This window comes from Lentibacillus daqui (genome assembly GCF_027186265.1).
GTDB classification, from domain to species: Bacteria; Bacillota; Bacilli; order Bacillales; family Amphibacillaceae; genus Lentibacillus_C; species Lentibacillus_C daqui.
Window position 1 is genome coordinate 26,534 of sequence record NZ_CP114176.1, and the last position, 20,035, is coordinate 46,568.

Here is a 20,035-nt window from a genome sequence, read left to right on the forward strand (position 1 = left end):
TGAATGTCTAGCTTTTCATTATTCTAGCATGAGCAAAATAGAACCTGGGTTTTAAACAAAAAATAGATGCCCGGCTTAACACCGGACATCTTTCTCCATTTCTCAGGCGGTTGCTGTTATATCATCTGCAGGTCCAAAGATTTCAAAATGAATATCTTGATCAGCTACCTGGTGTTTTTTCAATACCTGATACATAGCGCGCATAAATCCTTTAGGTCCACAGAAATAAAAGGATGCATTATTCGTTGGCACGACTGAGGATAACCATTCATAATCAATGTGGCCCTGTTTATCATAATAACCATCATCTTCAGCTACAGGGCTGTCATATACTGTATAGGCATGCAGTTGGTTGTGTTTCTCTGACAACTCCTGAATACGATCTTTCATGGCATGGACATTTCCGTTTTGAGCTGCTTGCAGATAATAAACTTCTCGCTCAGGCTGTTGTTTCAGCGTTGTTTCCAACATACTCATCAGTGGTGTTAAGCCAACTCCTCCAGCAATTAATACCAATGGACGTGTATCTTCTTGATCCAGGACAAAGTCTCCTGATGGTGCACTAATTGGTATCGTGCTGCCTATTTCAACCTGATTGTGCAGATAGTTAGAGACAATACCGGCTGGAAGATCCCCTTGAGCATCTTCCCGTTTGACACTGATCCGGTATACCCCTTCATCAGGTGCACAGGATAAACTGTATTGGCGTAAGTGGGTATATGGTTCCCCTTCAATTTCAGCCTTAACTGTTACATATTGTCCAGGCTGGTAACTTGGGAATGGATTTCCATCCGCTGGTTCAAGATAGAACGATGTGATCACATCGCTTTCCACTACTTTATCCACTACTTTGAATGAACGAAAGCCTAACCAGCCACCGACTTTGTTTTTTGTTTCTTCATACATTTTGCGTTCAGTCTCAATAAATACGCTGGCAATTACGTTATATGCTTTTTTCCAGGCGTTGATAACATCATCACTAGCCGTGTCCCCCAACACTTCTTTCATTGCTAGTAATAGATTTTCCCCAACGATTGGATATTGCTCCGGTCTGATATTTAAGCTGCGATGCTTTTGGGCCACTTGCTTAACCTTTGGCAGGATTGCCTCAAGATTATCAATGTTGGCAGCCGCAGCCAATACTGTACCAGCCAGTGCTTTTGATTGATCTCCTTTTCGCTGATTGGTCTGGTTGAAAATATTTTTTAGTTCGGGATGATTTTCAAACATGCGTTGATAGAATCGTGAGGTAATGACATCCCCTTGTTCTTGCAAAATTGGTACAGTAGCTTTTACAATATCCATAGATTCCTTATCTAACCCTGTTGTAGCTTGTGTCAAAGCAAAGCACTCCTTTGATTTAATGATTACTGGAATTACTCACTTCCAGCTTTGACGCCCCTAACCAGGCGCCGTTTGTTTTAGGATTTTAAACATGTATTTTGAATACATCTTTATTGTATATAACTATATAATCTGTTTCAATAGGGTGAACGGGATTTACTGTTACAGTTTTGTGAATAAAATAACAAGGAGCAGAACGATGAACCTAAAAAAATATACCGATTATGCTTTGCGTGTGCTCATATTTACTGGGGCAAAGCGTGATGGGGAACTAGCCAGTATCAAAGAAATTTCAGAGACGTTTGCGATTTCCCAGGATCATTTGCGTAAGATTGTTGTGCAATTGAATAATCTTGGCCTGTTGGAGACGGTCCGTGGACGTTATGGTGGTATTCGTCTGGCCAAAGATCCTGAGGAAATTAATGTTGGTATGGTGGTGCGCCAGTTGGAAAATGACTTTGTCCTATTGGAATGCTTTGATAAAGCAAGCAACTATTGTGTAATTTCGCCAGCCTGTAAGTTAAAACATGCCTTACATGAAGCATTACAAGCCTTTTTTCGTGTGCTTGATGGCTATACGATTAAAGATTTACTGACAAACGATGCAGAATTACGTCAATTGATGGGTCTGGACTAGACATGTCTAGCTCGGGCGCTTTTCTATGTTTTATTTTGTATAGAGCGGGAAAAGCTAAAGTGAACTATTTGTTAAAGGAGTAGATAATCATGGGTAAAAAAATAGCTACAGTTCTTACCGATATGTTTGAGGACGTTGAATATACTGATCCAGCAAAAGCGTTTAAAGATGCTGGACATGAAGTCGTGACAATCGAAAAGGAAAAGGGCAATAAGGTTACTGGTAAGAATAACGAAGCGACCGTTACGATTGATGAAGGAATTGACAATGTAAATCCGGACGATTATGATGCACTCTTTATCCCTGGTGGATTTTCACCAGACCAATTACGTGCGGATGATCGGTTTGTGACATTTGCCAAGCATTTCATGGACGCAAAAAAACCGGTATTCGCCATTTGTCACGGTCCACAATTATTAATTACAGCGAAGTCACTGGAAGGTCGTAGTGCTACTGGATATAAATCCATTCAGGTAGATATGGAATATGCCGGTGCAACAGTTAAAAACCAGGATGTTGTGGTATGTTGCAATCAATTGGTAACAAGCCGTGATCCGAATGACATTCCATCATTTAACCGAGAAGCATTAAAAATCTTGGAACAATAAAGCGGTGGGACAAGGGATTCCCTTGTCCCACTATTTTATTCCGTGGGAAAAAGTGGTGGAGCGCAGGATGGGTTCCTGCGCTCCACCGCAATTATGCACTTGTAGGTGACTGGATCTTTCTTATCGTGAAGTTATCTCCAAGTAAAAGCCAGTTTTGGGGAAAGCTCAATCCAAGTTTCCAGTAACTGATACCAAGCAGACCCAATTCTTTGATCAGGTCGAATTTTGCTTGAATCGAACGGGCATCTTCAAACCAAACCTCATGACGATTACCCTGGCCATCCGTGTAATTATAAAAAGGTGCTTGTGCTTGTTGGTCGTATTCAATAGCTACCTGATGTTCACGGGCAATGGTAATGGCTTGTTGCGGACTAACAGCTTTTGCTGCCTCGCCTCCTTGTTCGAATGGTAATGTCCAATCATATCCATACAAATTCTGGCCGAGTAGAATTTTGTTTGCTGGCATCACACTTATTGCGAAATTAACCACTTTTCTTACCTCATCGATTGGTGATACAGCCATAGGCGGCCCGTAGCTGTAACCCCATTCATATGTCATTAACACAACCATATCGGCAATCTGGCCATGTGCTGCATAATCATGTGCTTCATATAGTGTTCCTTGTTGTGTTGCGCTTGTCTTTGGTGCCAGGGCGGTCGATAATAACAATCCATTGGCATGCAGTCGATCTCTTGCTTTTTGCAAAAAGGCATTATAGTCTTCTCTGTTTTCTGGTGGCAAAAATTCCAGATCAAAATGGACATCATGATATCCACCATTATTAGCAGTTGTAATAATATTGTCCAATAAAGTATTTTGTACAGTCTGGTCGGTAACGATGGTTCTGCCTAATTCCGTGCTGAACTGACCTTCTTGCAGATTTGACACGGCAAGCATGAGAGATGCATTATTATTAGCGGCTATTTGCCTGAGATTATCTAATGGCGGCGGATTAAGTGTACCGTCATTATTAATGGTATAACTGAATGGTGCGAGATAGGTTAAGTATGGCGTATTGCTAGACGCTGCGTTGATTAAACCTTGTGAAACAGTATTTCCATACGGTTCAATATAGGCATTTGCGGTGATTTCCCGCTTTGGCCTCGGTGGGATATATAAGCGTAACCCAATTGGCAGGGGATTATTAACCGGAAATTGATTGATTTGGGCTAGTTGCTGGTACGATATGCCAAATTTTTGACCAATTGAATAAAGCGTATCACCGGATTGAACAAAATAAAATTCTCCAATGATTGGGATGACCATTGTTTGACCGACAACAAGGTTGGCTGGTGCCTCGAGTTCATTTGCGTCAATGAGAGCAGTTGCAGTAGTGCCATATGTGGAGGCAATTTGATTGAGATTATCCCCTTGTTTGACTACATATATCTGCATGAAAAGGCCCCTCCTTTCATATGAAGTTTTTTCTGGTTCAGGTAATTATTTTTCCCTGCTTACATCATATGTGGAGTGACCCGCCTCTATGTTTCTTAAATTGGTTCTGTATTTGCATTCATCACGGTACGCATTAAATACAGGGCATATTCATTCCCTTGCTTTTCATTGGACGCCATGCAATTTTCCGGAACATGCAAGGAATAATCGTACATATGGGCATCTTTGGCAGAGAACAGGATACAAATATCACCGGCAATTCCGGACATAATCAGATGTGTTTTCTTTAACTGATTTAATAATGTGTGCAATGGTGTCTGAAAAAAGGCTGAGTGTTTTGGTTTAATAAAAAAGTAGTCATCTTCATCTGGTTTGATTGCTTTAATCACTTCCTGGCTCCAGTCATTTGTACAATTGTCAATTATTTTATGAAAATCCGCTTGCCATAGATTATAATGGTCATTAATATAAATAACAGGCAGATTATTTTCTTTGGCGAATGCTTTTAAACGTTTGACATTTGGCATGATTTCCTTCGTATGTTTAAGCAGGCGCTCACCTCGTTCAAAATTAAAATCATTGATAAAATCGATAAGTAATACGGCGCTGTTTTTTAGCGAGATGTTCATGGAAATACTCCTTTCCTTCTTTTATTTTTAACCCAATGAACAGATTTCAAACTTCTTTGTAAAAGCAGGTGTTGATAATGGATGACGAACAATACATGTATGCAGCGATTGAACAAGCACGATTAGCTGAAGAACAAGGAGAGGTTCCGATTGGTGCTGTGATTCTATGCAAAGGTGAAGTGATTGCAAGCGGGTTTAATGTCCGGGAAACATCACAATCCACGTTGTCGCATGCAGAACTGATTGCCATTAAACAGGCCAATGAAAAAATTGGCAGCTGGCGATTGGAGGATTGTATCTTGTACGTCACCCTGGAACCTTGTCCGATGTGTGCAGGTGCGATCGTCCAGTCACGAATCCCTCGTGTTGTTTATGGGGCATCTGATCCAAAAGCAGGCTGTGCCGGAACTTTAATGAATTTATTGGGTGAGCCCCGGTTTAACCATCAGGCGGAGGTTATATCAGGCGTATTAAAAGAAGAATGTGGACAGATCTTATCTAATTTCTTCCGATTACTGCGGCAAAAAAAGAAAGAACATTAGTTGGATGAAATTTACTTGTTTATCATTGATTTCCGTTGCATTCATCGTAAAAAGTCGTTATAATAAGAAATGCCGTGCTAAGTGGGGAGGTAGCGGTGCCCTGTACTCGCAATCCGCTATAGCGAGGCCGAATCCCCATCCGAGGTGGAATATCTTTAAGGTCTGCCTTAAGGGATTGGTGTTGACGCCGAGGTCCCGCGCAACAGAGACCCATGAACCCTGTCAGGTCCGGAAGGAAGCAGCAGTAAGTGGATTCCTCTGTGTGCCGCGGGGAAGCCTAGGCCGAGCCATGAACTTAAGTAACGCTTAGGGATATTTCATCGAAGTTGGGTGCACGGTATACATATCTATAACGCTGTATTGACTATCAGTGATGGTTGATACAGCGTTTTTATGTATCTAAATCATGTTTTTAGCAGTAAAATGAATAACAATAAGTCTGGCCATCTCGATGTAAATGGTTCACATTCACCCCTGAAATCAGGTATAATTAGAGTGAGTTTAAAAAGGAGCACATTCATTATGAGTTATCAAGCATTATATCGTGTTTGGCGCCCGAAAACGTTTGCTGATGTTGTCGGACAGGAACATATTACAAGAACATTACAGAATGCGATTGTGCAGCAAAAGTTTTCGCATGCCTATTTGTTTTCCGGCCCGCGTGGAACAGGAAAGACAAGTGCAGCCAAAATTTTTGCCAAGGCCATTAATTGTGAACATGCACCGGTTAAAGAGCCGTGTAATGAATGTGCAGCCTGTCGTGGTATCCAGGACGGCTCCATATCCGATATTATTGAGATGGACGCAGCATCGAATACAAGTGTTGAAGATATTCGGGAAATTCGGGATAAGGTAAAATATGCATCAAGTGCTGTTCCATATAAAGTTTATATTATTGATGAAGTACACATGATATCCGTAAATGCATTTAATGCGTTATTAAAAACTTTGGAGGAGCCACCAAAGCATGTGGTATTCATCCTGGCAACAACCGAGCCGCATAAGATTCCATTAACCATTATTTCCAGGTGCCAGCGTTTTGATTTTAAACCAATTTCCAATCAAACAATTGCTGAACGTATGAAGAACATTATGGAAAAGGAGAATGTCTCTGTTACCAAAGAAGCACTTGATACGGTAGCACTTGCTGCTGAGGGTGGAATGCGTGATGCTTTAAGTATCTTGGATCAGGCCATTTCGTACAGTGAAGAAAACCGTGTGGAATTGTCCGATGTATTGGCTGTCACTGGCGGGGTTTCACAGCAAATTCTGACAGACATTGTAAGAGCCATGTACAATCAGGAGGTACAGCAGGCGTTAACACTATTGGATAAATTAATTCAGCATGGTAAAGATCCGGGAAGGTTTGTTTTTGATCTGATTTATTTTATGCGGGATTTATTGCTTTATCAAAGTGCACCATCAATAGAAAATATTTTAGAACGAGCAATGATTGATGATAATTTCAAACAATTGGCTGATCAGGTACCTGCAAGCTGGATTCAGGAAGCAATCATTCAACTCAATCAGTGCCAGCAGGAAATGAAATGGTCGAACAGTCCGAAAGTATTTATTGAAATAACGATCTTAACTATTGTCAATCACAACAATCACCAAAAAGAGGAGCTTACAACTGCTGATACTGATGTTGTTGGCAACCTCACCAATCGGTTGGAACAGCTGGAAAGAGAATTAAAAACCCTAAAAGAGCAACCTGTCGAGCCGGTAAACCAACCTTCACAGCCAGAACCAAGACGCACACAGCCCAGATCATCATCTAAAAGCAGTTATAAGGTACCTTATGAAAAGATCCGTCATGTTTTGCAAGAGGCGGAAAAACAGGCGCTTAACCAAGTGAAATCCGAATGGGCTTCATTTTTGGGCAATTTGAAGGCAACCAATGCACCAGCACATGCGACAATACAGGACAGTAAGCCGGCAGCGGCATCAAGTCAGGCGCTTGTGGTTGCGTTTAAATATGAAATTCACTGTTCCCTGTTTCTTGATCACCGCCAGATGAGCGAGGAAGTATTGGAAAAAGCCCTTGGTAAGCGGCTGACCATTATCCCAATTCCGGACAAAAACTGGCAGGAGTTACGCCGTGAATATATACAAAGACAAGAACAGCAACCATCCAATCAGATACAAGAAGAAAAAGCTGATCTGTTAGTGGAGGAGGCAAGAAAATTGGTTGGTGATGATTTGTTGGAGATTAAGGATTAGTTAAACAAGTGAGATATATGGAGAAGACATATTTTTGAAACAGAAATTGAAGGAGGAATTGTTTATGAAAGGTAACATGGGTAATATGATGAAACAAATGCAAAAAATGCAAAAAAAGATGATGGCTGCACAGGATGAACTGTATGAAATGAATTTTGAAGCAACCAGTGGTGGCGGAATGGTAACCGTAAAAGCAAATGGAAAAAAGGAAATTACCGATGTGGAAATTAAGGAAGAAGCGGTTGATCCCGATGACGTGGAAATGCTGCAGGATATGATTTTAGCCGCTACAAACGATGTCATTAAACAAATCGATGATAAGACCAATGAAACAATGGGGCAATTCACGAAAGGATTAAATATGCCTGGTATGTTCTAGGGGGCAACGTTATGTATTATCCAGAACCGATTTCCAAATTGATTGATAGCTTTACAAAACTGCCAGGGATCGGGCCGAAAACAGCAGTCCGTCTGGCTTTTTTTGTTATTAATATGAATGATGATGATGTCATGGATTTCGCCAATTCACTTGTCAACGCAAAACGCCAACTGACACATTGTTCTACTTGTGGACATATAACCGATCAAGATCCATGTGCGATTTGTCAGGATGAGTCACGAGATGCATCAATTATTTGCGTTGTGCAGGATCCAAAAGATGTTATTGCAATGGAAAAAATGAAAGAATTCCATGGCAAATATCATGTTTTACATGGTGCCATTTCTCCAATGGATGGGATCGGTCCAGAAGATATTAATATTCCTGATTTGCTGAACCGATTAAAGGATGATGAAGTAAAGGAATTAATTTTGGCAACGAATCCAAACATTGAAGGGGAAGCAACAGCAATGTATATTTCCCGTCTTGTCAAACCATCCGGGATAAAAACAACCCGTATTGCCCATGGCTTGCCGGTCGGCGGGGATCTTGAATATGCGGATGAAGTTACGTTATCCAAGGCGTTGGAAGGCAGAAGGGATTTATAGAGCGTGTTCAAAAAGTCTGGTGATGGGGGGATTCGATGGGGAGAAGAATAAAGAAAAAGGATATCGATGAGGAATTGTTGGATGCTATTTTCAATTTGGAGAGAGAATGGAAACAAATCCGTTCATTGATTGAAAGAAGTATTGACCCAATGGAGTCCAGCATCTTAAGGGAGAATTTGGCTCAGGCTAAGTATTTATATTTGTTGCGCGAGGCCCGACACCGGAAGATAAGTGCAGTCCGTTATAACTAAAGACTATTTAGAAGACGTACTAGCAGAACGTGTTCAAAAGGAGGATAAAAAGGACCGAGAAGTTCTAGGCGGCGTAGCTTTGAGCACCGGAGTGTACATAAAAGGTACATGAGGAGCGGAAAAGCAAGCCAACGACGAAATTCGAAGTGTCATTTTTACCGGACTTTTTGAACATCCTTTAACATTTGGTTCTTTTTCCGACTTCCTTTTCATAAATAATAGAAAGGGACAAGGAGAAGGAGTTGAAGGTGTTGAACGCTACTGTAGTTATTTCGATTATGGTCGCACTAATTGTGATACTTTTAATCATTGGCGCACCAGCGAAGCCCATGCGGTTTATCGCCCATAGTATCGTAAAGCTGGGAATTGGCATCCTGTTTCTATTTTTCTTTAATGTCTTTGGCTCTGGCTTTGGGCTGCATATTCCTATTAATCTATTTACCACCATTATATCCGGTTTTTTAGGATTATTTGGGGTTGCTTCACTTGCAGCAATTCAGTTGTTCATTATATCGTGACCATTAAACTTTTGCGTACAAGTAAAAGGTACTTCACCCCACATTTTTTGTAAACATACAGGCCGGTGAAACATATAGATAATTAGAAGAAAGTTTCACAGATTGCATGTATAAATTCGTTAGATTAGGAGATACTAACTAACGGAGGTGGGGAAATTGAAACAAACTATTTCGTTGGAACGCTGTGGCATATGTGAAGAAGAAAAGGACAAAGGGATTCATTTATACAATTTGTTTATCTGTTGTGAATGCGAACATAACATGATTCATACCGAACCACGAGAAGAAAAATACCAATACTATTTACAAAAACTAAAAAATATCAATCAACCAACCATGTATTCCTAAAAGCTCTCAGTCTTTGCTTGAAATGTGCAAAGGCTTTTTTTATGTAGATTGTTTTCGCATCGTTTTACTAAAAGACAGCAATATTTCAGAAAACAGTTTTTGTACAGTTAAACAACAAATGAAGGGAGAGAAAATGATGAAGCAAAATCAGCAGGATACACCGTTATATACAGGATTAACCCGCTTTAGTCAGCAACATCCTATTTCCTTTCATGTTCCCGGCCATAAGAATGGGGCTATTTTCCCTGAATTGGCTAAAAATACATTTAGAGATATCCTGTCTATCGATATGACTGAATTAACCGGCTTGGATGATTTGCATGCGCCCACTGGAATCATCGCCGAAGCGGAACAGCTAGCTGCAGCGTTTTTTGCTGCTGACCGTACATTTTTCCTTGTTGGTGGCAGTACTGTGGGTAATTTGGCAATGATTTTAGCAGTTTGTTCGGCGGGGGAAAGGATTATTGTCCAGCGTAACAGTCATAAATCAATCATTAATGGATTGGAATTGTGCGGTGCCGTACCAGTTTTTATTGCACCGGAATATGATCAGACAGCAGGTCGCTATACACAACCGAGTTTGGATACACTAAGACAGGCACTACGGAAATATCCCGATGCCAAAGGAATTGTCTTAACATATCCCGACTATTTTGGGAAAGCCTATAAAATGGAACAAATGATTCAATTAGCCCACACATATGATATACCGGTTTTAGTCGATGAAGCACATGGTGTCCATTTTTCATTAGGTAATCCATTTCCACCATCAGCGGCAAGACTCGGTGCTGATATGGTGGTGCAATCAGCACATAAAATGGCACCAGCTATGACGATGACCGCTTATTTGCATATTACAGGGAAACTGGTTGCAAAAGATCGTGTTGCCCATTATTTACAAATGTTACAGTCCAGTAGTCCATCTTATCCGTTAATGGCCTCGTTGGATATAGCCCGGTCCTTTTTGGCAACATTTTCTCAACAAGATAAAGATAAGGTTATGACCAGTGTCAAACAAGTGAGAGCGTGTTTTGGTCAGGGTAATGCCTGGCAATTGCTTCCGGCAACAAAACTTGATGATCCGCTTAAATTAACACTACATATAAAACAGGGATACACTGGATTTCAAGTAGCCCGATATTTTGAACAATCTGGAATATATCCGGAACTCGCCACGAATACGCAAGTGTTATTTATTCATGGCCTACAGCCTTTTGGCGAATTGGAGCAATTGGATAATGCGATAAAACACGTGAATGATCAATTAAAATTTGTGGAAAAACATGCTACAATAGAAGTAGTAAATCAGTTTCCACAAAAGTTGGACACGCTGGCAATACCTTATCAGCAGATGCATTTGCATGACATCGTACATGTTTCCCTTCATCAGGCAGTTGATAAGGTAGCAGCAGAAGCAATTACTCCCTATCCCCCTGGCATTCCACTAATCATGATGGGGGAACGGGTAACAGTGGAACATATCAAACAGATCAAACATTTAATCAAGCAAGGTGCGACTTTTCAACATCCAGATATTATAAATAGTATTTGTATCTTTGCGGATGAATAAGGGAGATGCGTTGTGAGCGGAGTTTTTATAACTTTTGAAGGCGTGGAGGGTGCAGGCAAAACAACTATCCTTCATGCTTTAGGAAACAAATTGCAACAACTAGGGCTACCCGTGGTTGTTACCCGTGAGCCCGGCGGTGTTGAGATCGCGGAAAAAATCAGGAAAGTCATTCTTGATCCGTTAAACACTGCAATGGACGGCCGAACGGAGGCATTGCTCTATGCAGCAGCACGACGGCAACATTTAGTCGAAATCGTGTTACCAGCACTAAAAAAAGGGAATATAATACTATGTGACCGGTTTATCGACAGCAGTCTGGCATATCAGGGGTATGCACGTGGTCTGGATATGGAGGATGTATGGTCTGTTAATCAATTTGCCATTGAGAACTGCATGCCGGATCTGACATTATTTTTTGATATTGCCCCGAAGAAGGGTTTACAGCGGATTGCGGCGAATAAAGATAGAGAAAGAAACCGGCTGGATTTAGAAAAGATTCACTTCCATGAGCGGGTATACGAGGCATATAATATATTAAGAGACAAATTTCCGGAACGGTTTGTTTCGATTAATGCGGAACAGCCTTTGGAACAGGTCGAAATGGATGCACGAAGCAGAGTTGTTTCCTTTTTAGAGGAACATAAAATAATTTAGGGGAGGCTAACCCAATGAAGTTGATAATTGCCGTTACACAGGATAAGGATTCGAATCGGCTGGTGGATGCCCTGGGTGAGGGGAACTTCAAAACAACAAAACTGGCGACAACAGGTGGGTTTTTAAAAGAAGGAAATACAACATTAATGATTGGCTGTGAAGATGAGTATGTTGAGGAAGCAATGGACATTATTCGCGATAATTGCTCGCAACGTGAACAAATGGTTGCACCCATTTCACCGATGGGCGGGAATGCAGATTCCTATATTCCCAAACCAGTCAAAGTTGAAGTTGGAGGCGCCACTGTCTTCATCCTCCCAATCGAACAATTCCATCAATTTTAAAACAAAGGTTGCAGCGTCCGGTTAACAAGTTTGCCGGGCGTTGGGGGGCCTTTATTCAACAAAAGCGAAGACCGGGGCTGAAGCTGGACATGGAAAGCGGATGGCGCCCGGTTATAGTTGTTTTTAGCAATGACAAATGATGCATCAGGAAAAGAAAACGATTGATTTACTGGGAATTATCGGAGAAATAAAAGGACTATTGATTAATATATATAGATAATGAAGGACGGAAAATGATGAAAACATGGGCTGAAATAATGGAGATCCAGCCATTAGCGGGAAAGATTATTACTAATAGTATTAAAAAGGGTCGGGTCTCCCATGCTTATTTAATTAGCGGGGAACGTGGAACCGGCAAGGCATCCATCGCACTTCAGCTTGCCAAGAGTTTGTTTTGCTCCAATAAAGAGGGAGTAGAGCCTTGCCAAACGTGTAATACATGCAAACGGATCGAGTCGAAAAATCACCCGGATGTACATTGGATAGAACCTGAAGGACAATCCATTAAAAGAGAACAAATCGATAACTTACAAAAGGAATTTAAGTATTCCGGTCTGGAGTCAAATCGGAAAGTTTATATTATCAAGGCCGCTGATACCCTGACTTTAAATGCTGCAAATCGGATCCTGAAGTTTCTGGAAGAACCCAATAAAGAAACAACCGCCATTATGCTAACTGAAAATAGTCAAGCCATTATCCCTACCATTCGTTCACGTTGCCAAATCCTTGATTTACAACCATTAGACCCATACCATTTCCAGAAACAATTAATTGATGCTGGAATAACTGAAGATAATGCAAGGCTTTTTAGTGCGTTGACCAATAATTTGACAGAGGCAACCCGGTGGAATGAAGATGATTGGTTTGCCAGTGCTCGAAAATTAGTGGTACAATTAATAGAAAAGTTTGTAGAAAGTACAGACGATGTGTATTTGCTGATTCATAACAAGTGGCTTCCCCATTTTAAAGAACGAAATCAGCAGGAACATGGATTGGATTTGTTATTATTGGCGTTTAAGGATATGATGATGGCTCATATCGGTTATGAAGATGCTATTGTCTTTTTTTACAAGTCGAAAGAGAAGCTTGAAGATTTCATGATGGCCTTCTCGCAAGCAAAGATCTTGATGATTTTAAATGCCATTTTAGCAGCAAAGCAAAAATTGAAGCAAAATGTTCATCCGACATTAGTGATGGAACAGCTTACACTTCAAATACAGAGGTGATATAGATTGGTTGAAGTAATTGGTGTCCGTTTTAAAAAGGCGGGTAAAGTATATTATTTCGATCCTGGACAACAGGATATTGATATAGATGATTATGTGATTGTGGAAACGGTCCGCGGTGTTGAATTTGGTAAGGTCGTTATTACCGATAAGCGGGTCGATGAGGAAGATGTTGTCCTTCCTTTGAAGCAATTGATCCGGGTTGCTGATGAAAAGGATAAATTAACGGTAGTTGAAAATCAGGAAAAGGCAGAAACTGCTTTTCAAACGTGCGCTAAGAAAATTACTGAGCATAAACTGGAAATGAATCTGGTAGAGGTAGAATACACGTTTGATCGCAATAAAATTATTTTCTATTTTACAGCAGATGGCCGCGTAGACTTCCGTAATTTGGTTAAGGATTTGGCGGCATTATTCAAAACCAGAATTGAGCTTAGACAAATCGGGGTACGTGATGAAGCCAAAATGCTGGGAGGAATTGGCCCGTGTGGACGCATGCTGTGCTGTTCCACTTTTTTGGGTGATTTCGAACCGGTATCCATTAAGATGGCCAAGGATCAAAACCTGTCATTGAACCCGGCTAAGATATCAGGGTTATGTGGTCGGTTAATGTGTTGTTTAAAATATGAAAACGATGCGTATGAAACAGCCAAACGCGATCTGCCGGATTTAGGTGAAACAATTAAAACACCGTTCGGGAACGGAAAAGTGGTGGGACTGAACATCCTTGAACGTATCATCCATATTGAGCTTCCGGAAAAAGAGCGAGTTATTGAATATACGTTAGATGAGCTTATTGAAGAAGGAGTCATTTCAGCACAAGCCACAGAATAGTGGGGTGTAAATGTTGAGCAAAAGGCAGATTTTTGACCAAGTATCCGATATGGAAAAACGGATCGGTGAATTATATGAACAGCTTGGTGATTTAAAAAATCAGTTGGGCAGTTTGCTGGAAGAGAATCAGCGTCTAACGTTGGAAAATCACAATTTACGCAATCACCTGAATGCGAACGAACAGGTTAGTGGTGATGGCACCAATGGCACGAATTACACAAAGGATATCCCTGGTGAAGGATATGATAACCTGGCAAGACTGTATGAAGAAGGCTTCCATATCTGTAATTTGGAATTTGGCAGTCCAAGAAGGGATGAGGATTGTATCTTTTGCCTTGACTTCTTAAGTAAAACGAAATAAACAAGTGGTGCAGAACATTAGGCTGTCTCATGTCTTTGATAAGGACCCGGGGGCAGCTTTTTCAAATAGAAAGAAGGGATAAGGATTGGTGGCGTTATATGGCGATGAGCGGCTTGATTATTTATTGGCCGATGAGCGGATAAAAATAATTCAAAGTCCGACTGTTTTTGCATTCTCATTGGATGCGGTATTACTTGCGCATTTCGCCTATGTTCCGATTAAGCGGGGGAATATCCTTGACTTATGTTCGGGAAATGGAGTTATTCCCATGCTTTTATCCCGACGAACCAATGCACAAATTACCGGTGTAGAAATTCAGGAAAGATTGTACGATATGGCGGCAAGGAATATACAAATGAATGATTTGGATCAACAGATAACCATGATTCACGGGGACTTACGTGCGATGCAAACCAGACTTGGACAGAGTCAGTTTGATGTCGTGGTGTGCAATCCGCCCTATTTTCGCACACCGAAGGCAACGGAACATAATAAAAATGATTATCTAACGGTAGCCAGACATGAAGTGCATTGTACACTTGATGATGTTGTTAAAGCATGCAAATTACATGTTCGTCCGGGTGGTAAGGTGGCAATCGTCCATCGACCGGGAAGGCTTGTCGATATTATCGCAGCATTTCGCAATTATCATTTGGAACCTAAGCGGATGCAATTAATCTATCCTAAAATGGGAAAAGAGGCAAACATGCTTTTAATCGAAGCAATTCGTGATGGCAAACCAGATCTGACAATTTTGCCGCCATTATACATTTATGGTTCGGACAATACCTATACCAAAAAGGCAGAGGAAATCATTTATGGTGGAAAATGAACATGTGGTCTATATATTGGAGTGTAATGATGGCACATTATATACCGGATATACAAACAATATAAAGCGACGACTGAATTTGCATGAAGCGGGAAAAGGGGCAAAATATACAAGAGGACGGGGCCCGTTTCGGATCAAATATATGAAACGGTTTACCACCAAACAGGAGGCAATGAAGCAGGAATATGCGATTAAACAGCTAAAACGTAAAGAAAAGGAACAATTGATATGTCTGAATCAAAAGGAAGATGTACAGAATGAAGATACAGAAGAGCTTTGATAACCATCAGAATACGGGAACAATCTATGTGGTTCCAACACCAATCGGCAATTTGGAGGATATTACATACCGGGCATTGAACGTGTTGCGCACTGTTGCTGTTATTGCCGCGGAGGATACACGAAACACGAGTAGGTTGTTAAACCATTTTGAAATTACAACACGGTTAACAAGTTATCATGAACATAATAAGAAAGCGAAAGAAATGCCGTTAATTTCCCGGCTGCAAACAGGAGAATCGATTGCGATTGTTAGTGATGCGGGGATGCCTGGAGTTTCCGACCCTGGATATGAGCTTATTCAGACCGCAATAACAAAAGAAATACCAGTCGTAGTCTTACCGGGGGCTAATGCCGCATTATGTGCATTGATAGGATCGGGCCTTCCTTCAACAGAGTTTTTATTCTACGGATTTTTACCTAGAAAAAAGAAGGAAAAGGTCAGTGAATTAAAGCGGCTGGCATCATTAAAGGCAACATTACTTTTTTATGAGTCACCTTTTCGTGTAAAAGAAACGCTAGCTGCTATGCTTGAAGTGTTCGGAGATCGGCGAATGGCTATTGCCAGGGAATTGACAAAGCGGTATGAAGAGTACACGCGTGGTACAATTGCTGAGATTAACGCACGAATAGGAGAGACAACGCAAAAGGGTGAATTTTGCATAGTTGTAGAAGGAACGATGAAAGAAGCGGACGAACAGGGATCAATATGGTGGAGCTCCTTGTCTATCATTGACCATGTGGATTATTATCAAAAAAAAGAAGAAATGTCCAACAAAGATGCGATCAAGCAAGTGGCCAAAGACCGCCATTTACCGAAACGGGAAGTATACCAGGCATACCATGTTGAAACAAGTTAAATGGCAGAGTAAAGTGCAGTACTTGTTCAGCGAAGACCTGCCTATTGTATGCGGAATGGCAATGAAGCGTAATTTTATATTTCCTACTTCATAAAAAAAGAGCCGACGTTGGCTTGACCAAGGCGTTGACCCCTTTTATGACATCCGTTTTCCCGGGTTAAACTATTTCTTGGAAATGATTACTCACCAAGTCGCGAGTGAATTTCATCGACAAGTGATTTGGCTCCTTCTGGACTAAGAACAAGCTTTCCGTTGGCAAAGGACATATTATCGTCGGAAGTTTCACCAGTAATTTGACAAGTATTGTTTGGTGTATATCTCTTAAGCACAATTTTGTCATTATCGACATAAATCTCCAGTGCATCTTTTTCATGAATGTCAAGAGTCCGGCGAAGTTCAATCGGAATGACGACCCGTCCCAATTCGTCAACCTTCCTTACAATCCCAGTAGACTTCATTAGTTTCCCCTCTCCTTTTGGGTTAGAAATTTTCGCTAATGTTCGACATCTATCTATGTAATATGATACCAACGTTTACCAGAAGTGTCAATTAAAATAAATGTGAAAATTAATTAAACGATAGAATCCATACCATTAAACGGTTCCCTTCACGCTCTTATAACCCTAAAATGGAATTTTTGTGATAAAATCGCTACAATAGAAAGAGGAATTTAGTCGTAGGAGGTAAAATAATGCCAAACGAAAAGAAGACATTTTATATCACGACGCCAATTTATTATCCTAGTGGGAATTTGCATATTGGACATGCTTATTCTACAGTAGCTGGTGACGCGATTGCACGCTATAAACGATTACGCGGGTTTGATGTGATGTATTTAACTGGTACCGATGAACACGGACAAAAAATTCAACGTAAGGCAGAGGAAAAAGGTGTCTCTCCTCAGAAATATGTGGATGATATCGTTAGTGGGATACAGGAATTATGGAAAAAATTGAAGATAACAAATGACGACTTTATTCGCACTACCGAGCCGCGTCATCAACAAGCGGTCGAGAAAATTTTTTCCCGGTTGCTGGAACAAGGCGATATTTATCTGGATGAATACGAAGGCTGGTATTGTACATCATGTGAATCGTTTTTCACCGAACGACAATTAGAAGATGGTCATTGCCCTGATTGCGGTGGTCCTGTAGAAAAAGTTAAAGAGGAATCGTATTTCTTTAAAATGAGCAAGTATGTCGATCGGCTTGTCCAGTTTTATGATAAACATCCTGAATTCATCCAGCCGGAAAGCCGGAAAAATGAGATGCTTAACAACTTTATCAGACCTGGACTGGAGGATCTGGCTGTATCCCGTACATCGTTTGATTGGGGTATTAAAGTGCCAGGAGATCCTAAACATGTGATTTATGTCTGGATTGATGCATTAAGCAATTATATTACCGCATTAGGCTATGGAACCGACCATGATGAAAAGTTTCAAAAATATTGGCCGGCCGATGTGCATTTGATGAGTAAAGAAATTGTGCGCTTCCATACGATATACTGGCCTATTATGCTAATGGCATTGGATTTGCCGTTACCGAAAAAAGTATTTGCCCATGGCTGGATTTTGATGAAGGATGGCAAAATGTCCAAATCAAAAGGGAATGTTGTTGATCCAATCAGTCTAACCAATCGATATGGATTAGATGCATTGCGTTACTATTTGTTACGGGAAGTACCATTTGGCGCAGATGGGGTGTTTACGCCAGAAGGCTTTGTTGAACGAACGAACTATGATTTGGCCAATGACCTGGGTAACCTATTAAATCGCACAGTAGCCATGATCCAAAAATACTTTGATGGAAATATGCCTGCGTATAAAGCGTCAGAAACAGCGGCTGACGAGATGCTCGAGCAATTGACGGATGAAACGGTTAACAAGGTAGAAGATGCCATGGAGAACATGCAGTTTTCAGTTGCTCTTTCTTCCATATGGCAATTGATTCGTCGGACAAATAAATATATTGACGAAACAGAGCCATGGATCTTAGCTAAAGATGAAGACAAAAGAGAACGGCTTGGCAATGTGATGGCTCATTTAGCAGAATCATTACGTATCGCCGCTGTTATGCTACAACCGTTCTTAACTGAGTCCCCAGCAGAAATCTTTAGACAGCTGGGAATCAAAGATGACGCTCTAAAAGCATGGGATAGTGTCTACCGAAAAGGACAAATTAAAGCTGGAACAAAGGTGGAAAAAGGTAAACCGATTTTCCCGCGTCTGGATGTGGAAGCTGAGGTTAATGCGATAAAAGCGATGATGCAAAAGCCGACTGAAGAGAAAAAAGCAACAAAAACACAGCAGCCTGAGACAAAAGAACAAATTGTCTATGATGATTTCATGAAACTGGACATGCGAGTCGCCGAAGTTATCAAGGTAGAGAAAATGAAAAAGGCTGACAAACTTTTAAAATTCCAGCTTGATTTAGGAACAGAAAAGCGCCAAGTCATCTCTGGTATTGCCGAGCATTACCAGCCAGAAGAACTTATCGGCAAAAAGGTTATTTGTGTGACCAACTTAAAACCGGTGAAACTGCGCGGTGAAATGTCTGAAGGAATGATTCTTTCCGGAGAGTCAGCGGAAGGCAAATTGGCACTGGCGACCGTTGAACAGACATTGCCTAATGGTTCGATTGTAAAATAAAATTAGCCAACAGGTGCTAAAGCTGGACGGCCTTTTCAGTTATATGCCCAGGAAATTTTATACGTTAAGCTTAAAAGGTCATATCCAAAGGAAGGATATGGCCTTTTTCAGACACAAAGGAGGAAGTTGTCAATGTTGTTTGATACACATATGCATGTAAACGTAGAGCAATTCGCCGAGGATCGCGATGAGGTAATCGAACGAGCATTTAATAGCGGGGTTAAATATATGGTCGTTGTTGGATTTGATCGGGAAACCATTCCGCTTGCAATCGAACTTGCTGAACAATATGAAACCATTTATGCCGCAGTTGGATGGCACCCTGTCGACGCGATTGATATGACAGAGAGGGAGTTGGCCTGGATTGAGGAGCTGTCTGCCCATCCAAAAGTGGTGGCCATTGGTGAAACGGGACTAGATTATCATTGGGATAAATCACCAAAAGATGTACAAAAGGATGTGTTCCGTAAACAGATTCGACTCGCCAAAAAAGTAAACATGCCGATTATTATTCATAATCGGGAGGCAACAGAAGATATATTAGCGATTTTAGAGGAGGAGGATGCCAGGCAGGTTGGGGGTATTATGCATTGTTATAACGTTTCCGCTGATTACCTGCAAACTTGCCTGGATATGAATTTTTATATTTCTTTTGGTGGTACGGTTACTTTTAAAAATGCACCATTACCGAAAGAAGCAGCTATACAGGTTCCGAGCGACCGGCTCTTAATTGAAACAGATGCACCCTTTTTAGCTCCGCATCCTAATCGGGGAAAAAGGAATGAACCAGCATATGTTAAATTAGTCGCTGAACAAATTGCCGAACTAAGAGGGAAAACTTTTGAGGAAATCAGCAAGATCACAACGGAGAATGCCTTTTCTCTCTTTCGTATCTCTTAAAACACACATCGTAAATTGACTATAATAACAAAAGCAGATGTT

The 20,035-nt window shown here is 40.9% G+C and carries 24 protein-coding genes, 1 other RNA gene and 1 pseudogene; 22 read left to right on the forward strand and 4 right to left on the reverse strand.

Annotated features, from left to right (window positions below):
* Positions 1-102 precede the first annotated feature (102 nt).
* Positions 103-1,341, reverse strand: a complete 1,239-nt coding sequence (gene hmpA / locus O2S85_RS00115) for an NO-inducible flavohemoprotein (protein WP_269410798.1) — start codon at positions 1,339-1,341, stop codon at positions 103-105.
* Between the two features lie 202 nt (positions 1,342-1,543).
* Between hmpA and O2S85_RS00120 the strand changes: the two genes are divergently transcribed.
* On the forward strand, positions 1,544-1,981 hold the full coding sequence (locus tag O2S85_RS00120) for an Rrf2 family transcriptional regulator (protein ID WP_269410799.1): 438 nt from the start codon (positions 1,544-1,546) through the stop codon (positions 1,979-1,981).
* A gap of 89 nt (positions 1,982-2,070) precedes the next feature.
* Positions 2,071-2,589 carry a type 1 glutamine amidotransferase domain-containing protein gene (locus O2S85_RS00125; protein ID WP_269410800.1) on the forward strand — a complete coding sequence of 173 codons (519 nt, stop codon included), beginning with the start codon at positions 2,071-2,073 and terminating at the stop codon, positions 2,587-2,589.
* A gap of 91 nt (positions 2,590-2,680) precedes the next feature.
* On the opposite strand, the gene O2S85_RS00130 is transcribed toward O2S85_RS00125, so the two are convergent.
* Positions 2,681-3,985, reverse strand: coding sequence for a glycoside hydrolase family 18 protein (locus tag O2S85_RS00130; protein WP_269410801.1), 1,305 nt, complete (start codon positions 3,983-3,985; stop codon positions 2,681-2,683).
* Positions 3,986-4,080: 95 nt separating this feature from the next.
* Entirely contained in the window at positions 4,081-4,614 is a 534-nt protein-coding gene (locus O2S85_RS00135) for a cysteine hydrolase family protein (protein ID WP_269410802.1), read from the reverse strand.
* 77 nt (positions 4,615-4,691) lie between these two features.
* Between O2S85_RS00135 and tadA the strand changes: the two genes are divergently transcribed.
* The 18 genes and pseudogenes from tadA to rsmI all read left to right on the forward strand — a co-directional run bounded on the left by tadA (position 4,692) and on the right by rsmI (position 16,443).
* A complete protein-coding gene (gene tadA, locus O2S85_RS00140) occupies positions 4,692-5,156 on the forward strand; it encodes a tRNA adenosine(34) deaminase TadA (protein ID WP_269410803.1) in 465 nt (154 codons plus the stop codon).
* 72 nt (positions 5,157-5,228) lie between these two features.
* An RNA gene (gene ffs, locus O2S85_RS00145) (signal recognition particle sRNA large type) lies at positions 5,229-5,494 on the forward strand.
* Positions 5,495-5,678: 184 nt separating this feature from the next.
* The gene (gene dnaX, locus O2S85_RS00150; protein ID WP_269410804.1) at positions 5,679-7,379 is read left to right on the forward strand and encodes a DNA polymerase III subunit gamma/tau; all 1,701 of its coding nucleotides are present in this window, start codon (positions 5,679-5,681) and stop codon (positions 7,377-7,379) included.
* Positions 7,380-7,443: 64 nt separating this feature from the next.
* Complete coding sequence (locus O2S85_RS00155) at positions 7,444-7,758, forward strand: YbaB/EbfC family nucleoid-associated protein (protein WP_269410805.1); 315 nt, start codon at positions 7,444-7,446, stop codon at positions 7,756-7,758.
* A gap of 11 nt (positions 7,759-7,769) precedes the next feature.
* A complete protein-coding gene (recR, locus tag O2S85_RS00160) occupies positions 7,770-8,366 on the forward strand; it encodes a recombination mediator RecR (protein WP_269410806.1) in 597 nt (198 codons plus the stop codon).
* A 35-nt stretch (positions 8,367-8,401) separates the two neighbouring features.
* Entirely contained in the window at positions 8,402-8,617 is a 216-nt protein-coding gene (locus O2S85_RS00165; protein WP_269410807.1) for a YaaL family protein, read from the forward strand.
* A gap of 251 nt (positions 8,618-8,868) precedes the next feature.
* Positions 8,869-9,135, forward strand: coding sequence for a pro-sigmaK processing inhibitor BofA family protein (locus O2S85_RS00170; protein WP_269410808.1), 267 nt, complete (start codon positions 8,869-8,871; stop codon positions 9,133-9,135).
* A 156-nt stretch (positions 9,136-9,291) separates the two neighbouring features.
* Complete coding sequence (locus O2S85_RS00175; protein ID WP_269410809.1) at positions 9,292-9,483, forward strand: sigma factor G inhibitor Gin; 192 nt, start codon at positions 9,292-9,294, stop codon at positions 9,481-9,483.
* Positions 9,484-9,601: 118 nt separating this feature from the next.
* Positions 9,602-11,053: an aminotransferase class I/II-fold pyridoxal phosphate-dependent enzyme gene (locus O2S85_RS00180; RefSeq protein ID WP_269410810.1), complete on the forward strand. Its 1,452-nt coding sequence runs from the start codon at positions 9,602-9,604 to the stop codon at positions 11,051-11,053.
* Positions 11,054-11,065: 12 nt separating this feature from the next.
* Positions 11,066-11,707 carry a dTMP kinase gene (tmk, locus tag O2S85_RS00185; protein WP_269410811.1) on the forward strand — a complete coding sequence of 214 codons (642 nt, stop codon included), beginning with the start codon at positions 11,066-11,068 and terminating at the stop codon, positions 11,705-11,707.
* A gap of 14 nt (positions 11,708-11,721) precedes the next feature.
* A complete protein-coding gene (gene darA / locus O2S85_RS00190) occupies positions 11,722-12,051 on the forward strand; it encodes a cyclic di-AMP receptor DarA (protein WP_269410812.1) in 330 nt (109 codons plus the stop codon).
* 133 nt (positions 12,052-12,184) lie between these two features.
* Positions 12,185-12,271, forward strand: a pseudogene (locus tag O2S85_RS00195) (DUF327 family protein); the annotation flags it as partial.
* A gap of 16 nt (positions 12,272-12,287) precedes the next feature.
* Entirely contained in the window at positions 12,288-13,277 is a 990-nt protein-coding gene (gene holB, locus O2S85_RS00200; RefSeq protein WP_269412406.1) for a DNA polymerase III subunit delta', read from the forward strand.
* A 6-nt stretch (positions 13,278-13,283) separates the two neighbouring features.
* Entirely contained in the window at positions 13,284-14,111 is an 828-nt protein-coding gene (locus tag O2S85_RS00205; RefSeq protein WP_269410813.1) for a PSP1 domain-containing protein, read from the forward strand.
* Positions 14,112-14,124: 13 nt separating this feature from the next.
* Positions 14,125-14,472 carry a DNA replication initiation control protein YabA gene (gene yabA, locus O2S85_RS00210; protein ID WP_269412407.1) on the forward strand — a complete coding sequence of 116 codons (348 nt, stop codon included), beginning with the start codon at positions 14,125-14,127 and terminating at the stop codon, positions 14,470-14,472.
* Positions 14,473-14,557: 85 nt separating this feature from the next.
* On the forward strand, positions 14,558-15,304 hold the full coding sequence (locus O2S85_RS00215) for a tRNA1(Val) (adenine(37)-N6)-methyltransferase (RefSeq protein ID WP_269410814.1): 747 nt from the start codon (positions 14,558-14,560) through the stop codon (positions 15,302-15,304).
* On the forward strand, positions 15,294-15,584 hold the full coding sequence (locus tag O2S85_RS00220) for a GIY-YIG nuclease family protein (RefSeq protein ID WP_269412408.1): 291 nt from the start codon (positions 15,294-15,296) through the stop codon (positions 15,582-15,584). Before O2S85_RS00215 ends, O2S85_RS00220 begins: the two co-directional genes overlap by 11 nt.
* A complete protein-coding gene (rsmI, locus tag O2S85_RS00225; RefSeq protein WP_269410815.1) occupies positions 15,562-16,443 on the forward strand; it encodes a 16S rRNA (cytidine(1402)-2'-O)-methyltransferase in 882 nt (293 codons plus the stop codon). The genes O2S85_RS00220 and rsmI overlap by 23 nt, the downstream gene beginning before the upstream one ends.
* Positions 16,444-16,622: 179 nt before the next feature.
* On the opposite strand, the gene abrB is transcribed toward rsmI, so the two are convergent.
* A complete protein-coding gene (abrB, locus tag O2S85_RS00230; protein WP_269410816.1) occupies positions 16,623-16,901 on the reverse strand; it encodes a transition state genes transcriptional regulator AbrB in 279 nt (92 codons plus the stop codon).
* 233 nt (positions 16,902-17,134) lie between these two features.
* Between abrB and metG the strand changes: the two genes are divergently transcribed.
* A complete protein-coding gene (metG, locus tag O2S85_RS00235) occupies positions 17,135-19,093 on the forward strand; it encodes a methionine--tRNA ligase (protein WP_269410817.1) in 1,959 nt (652 codons plus the stop codon).
* A gap of 132 nt (positions 19,094-19,225) precedes the next feature.
* Entirely contained in the window at positions 19,226-19,993 is a 768-nt protein-coding gene (locus O2S85_RS00240) for a TatD family hydrolase (protein WP_269410818.1), read from the forward strand.
* The last annotated feature ends 42 nt before the right edge of the window (positions 19,994-20,035 follow it).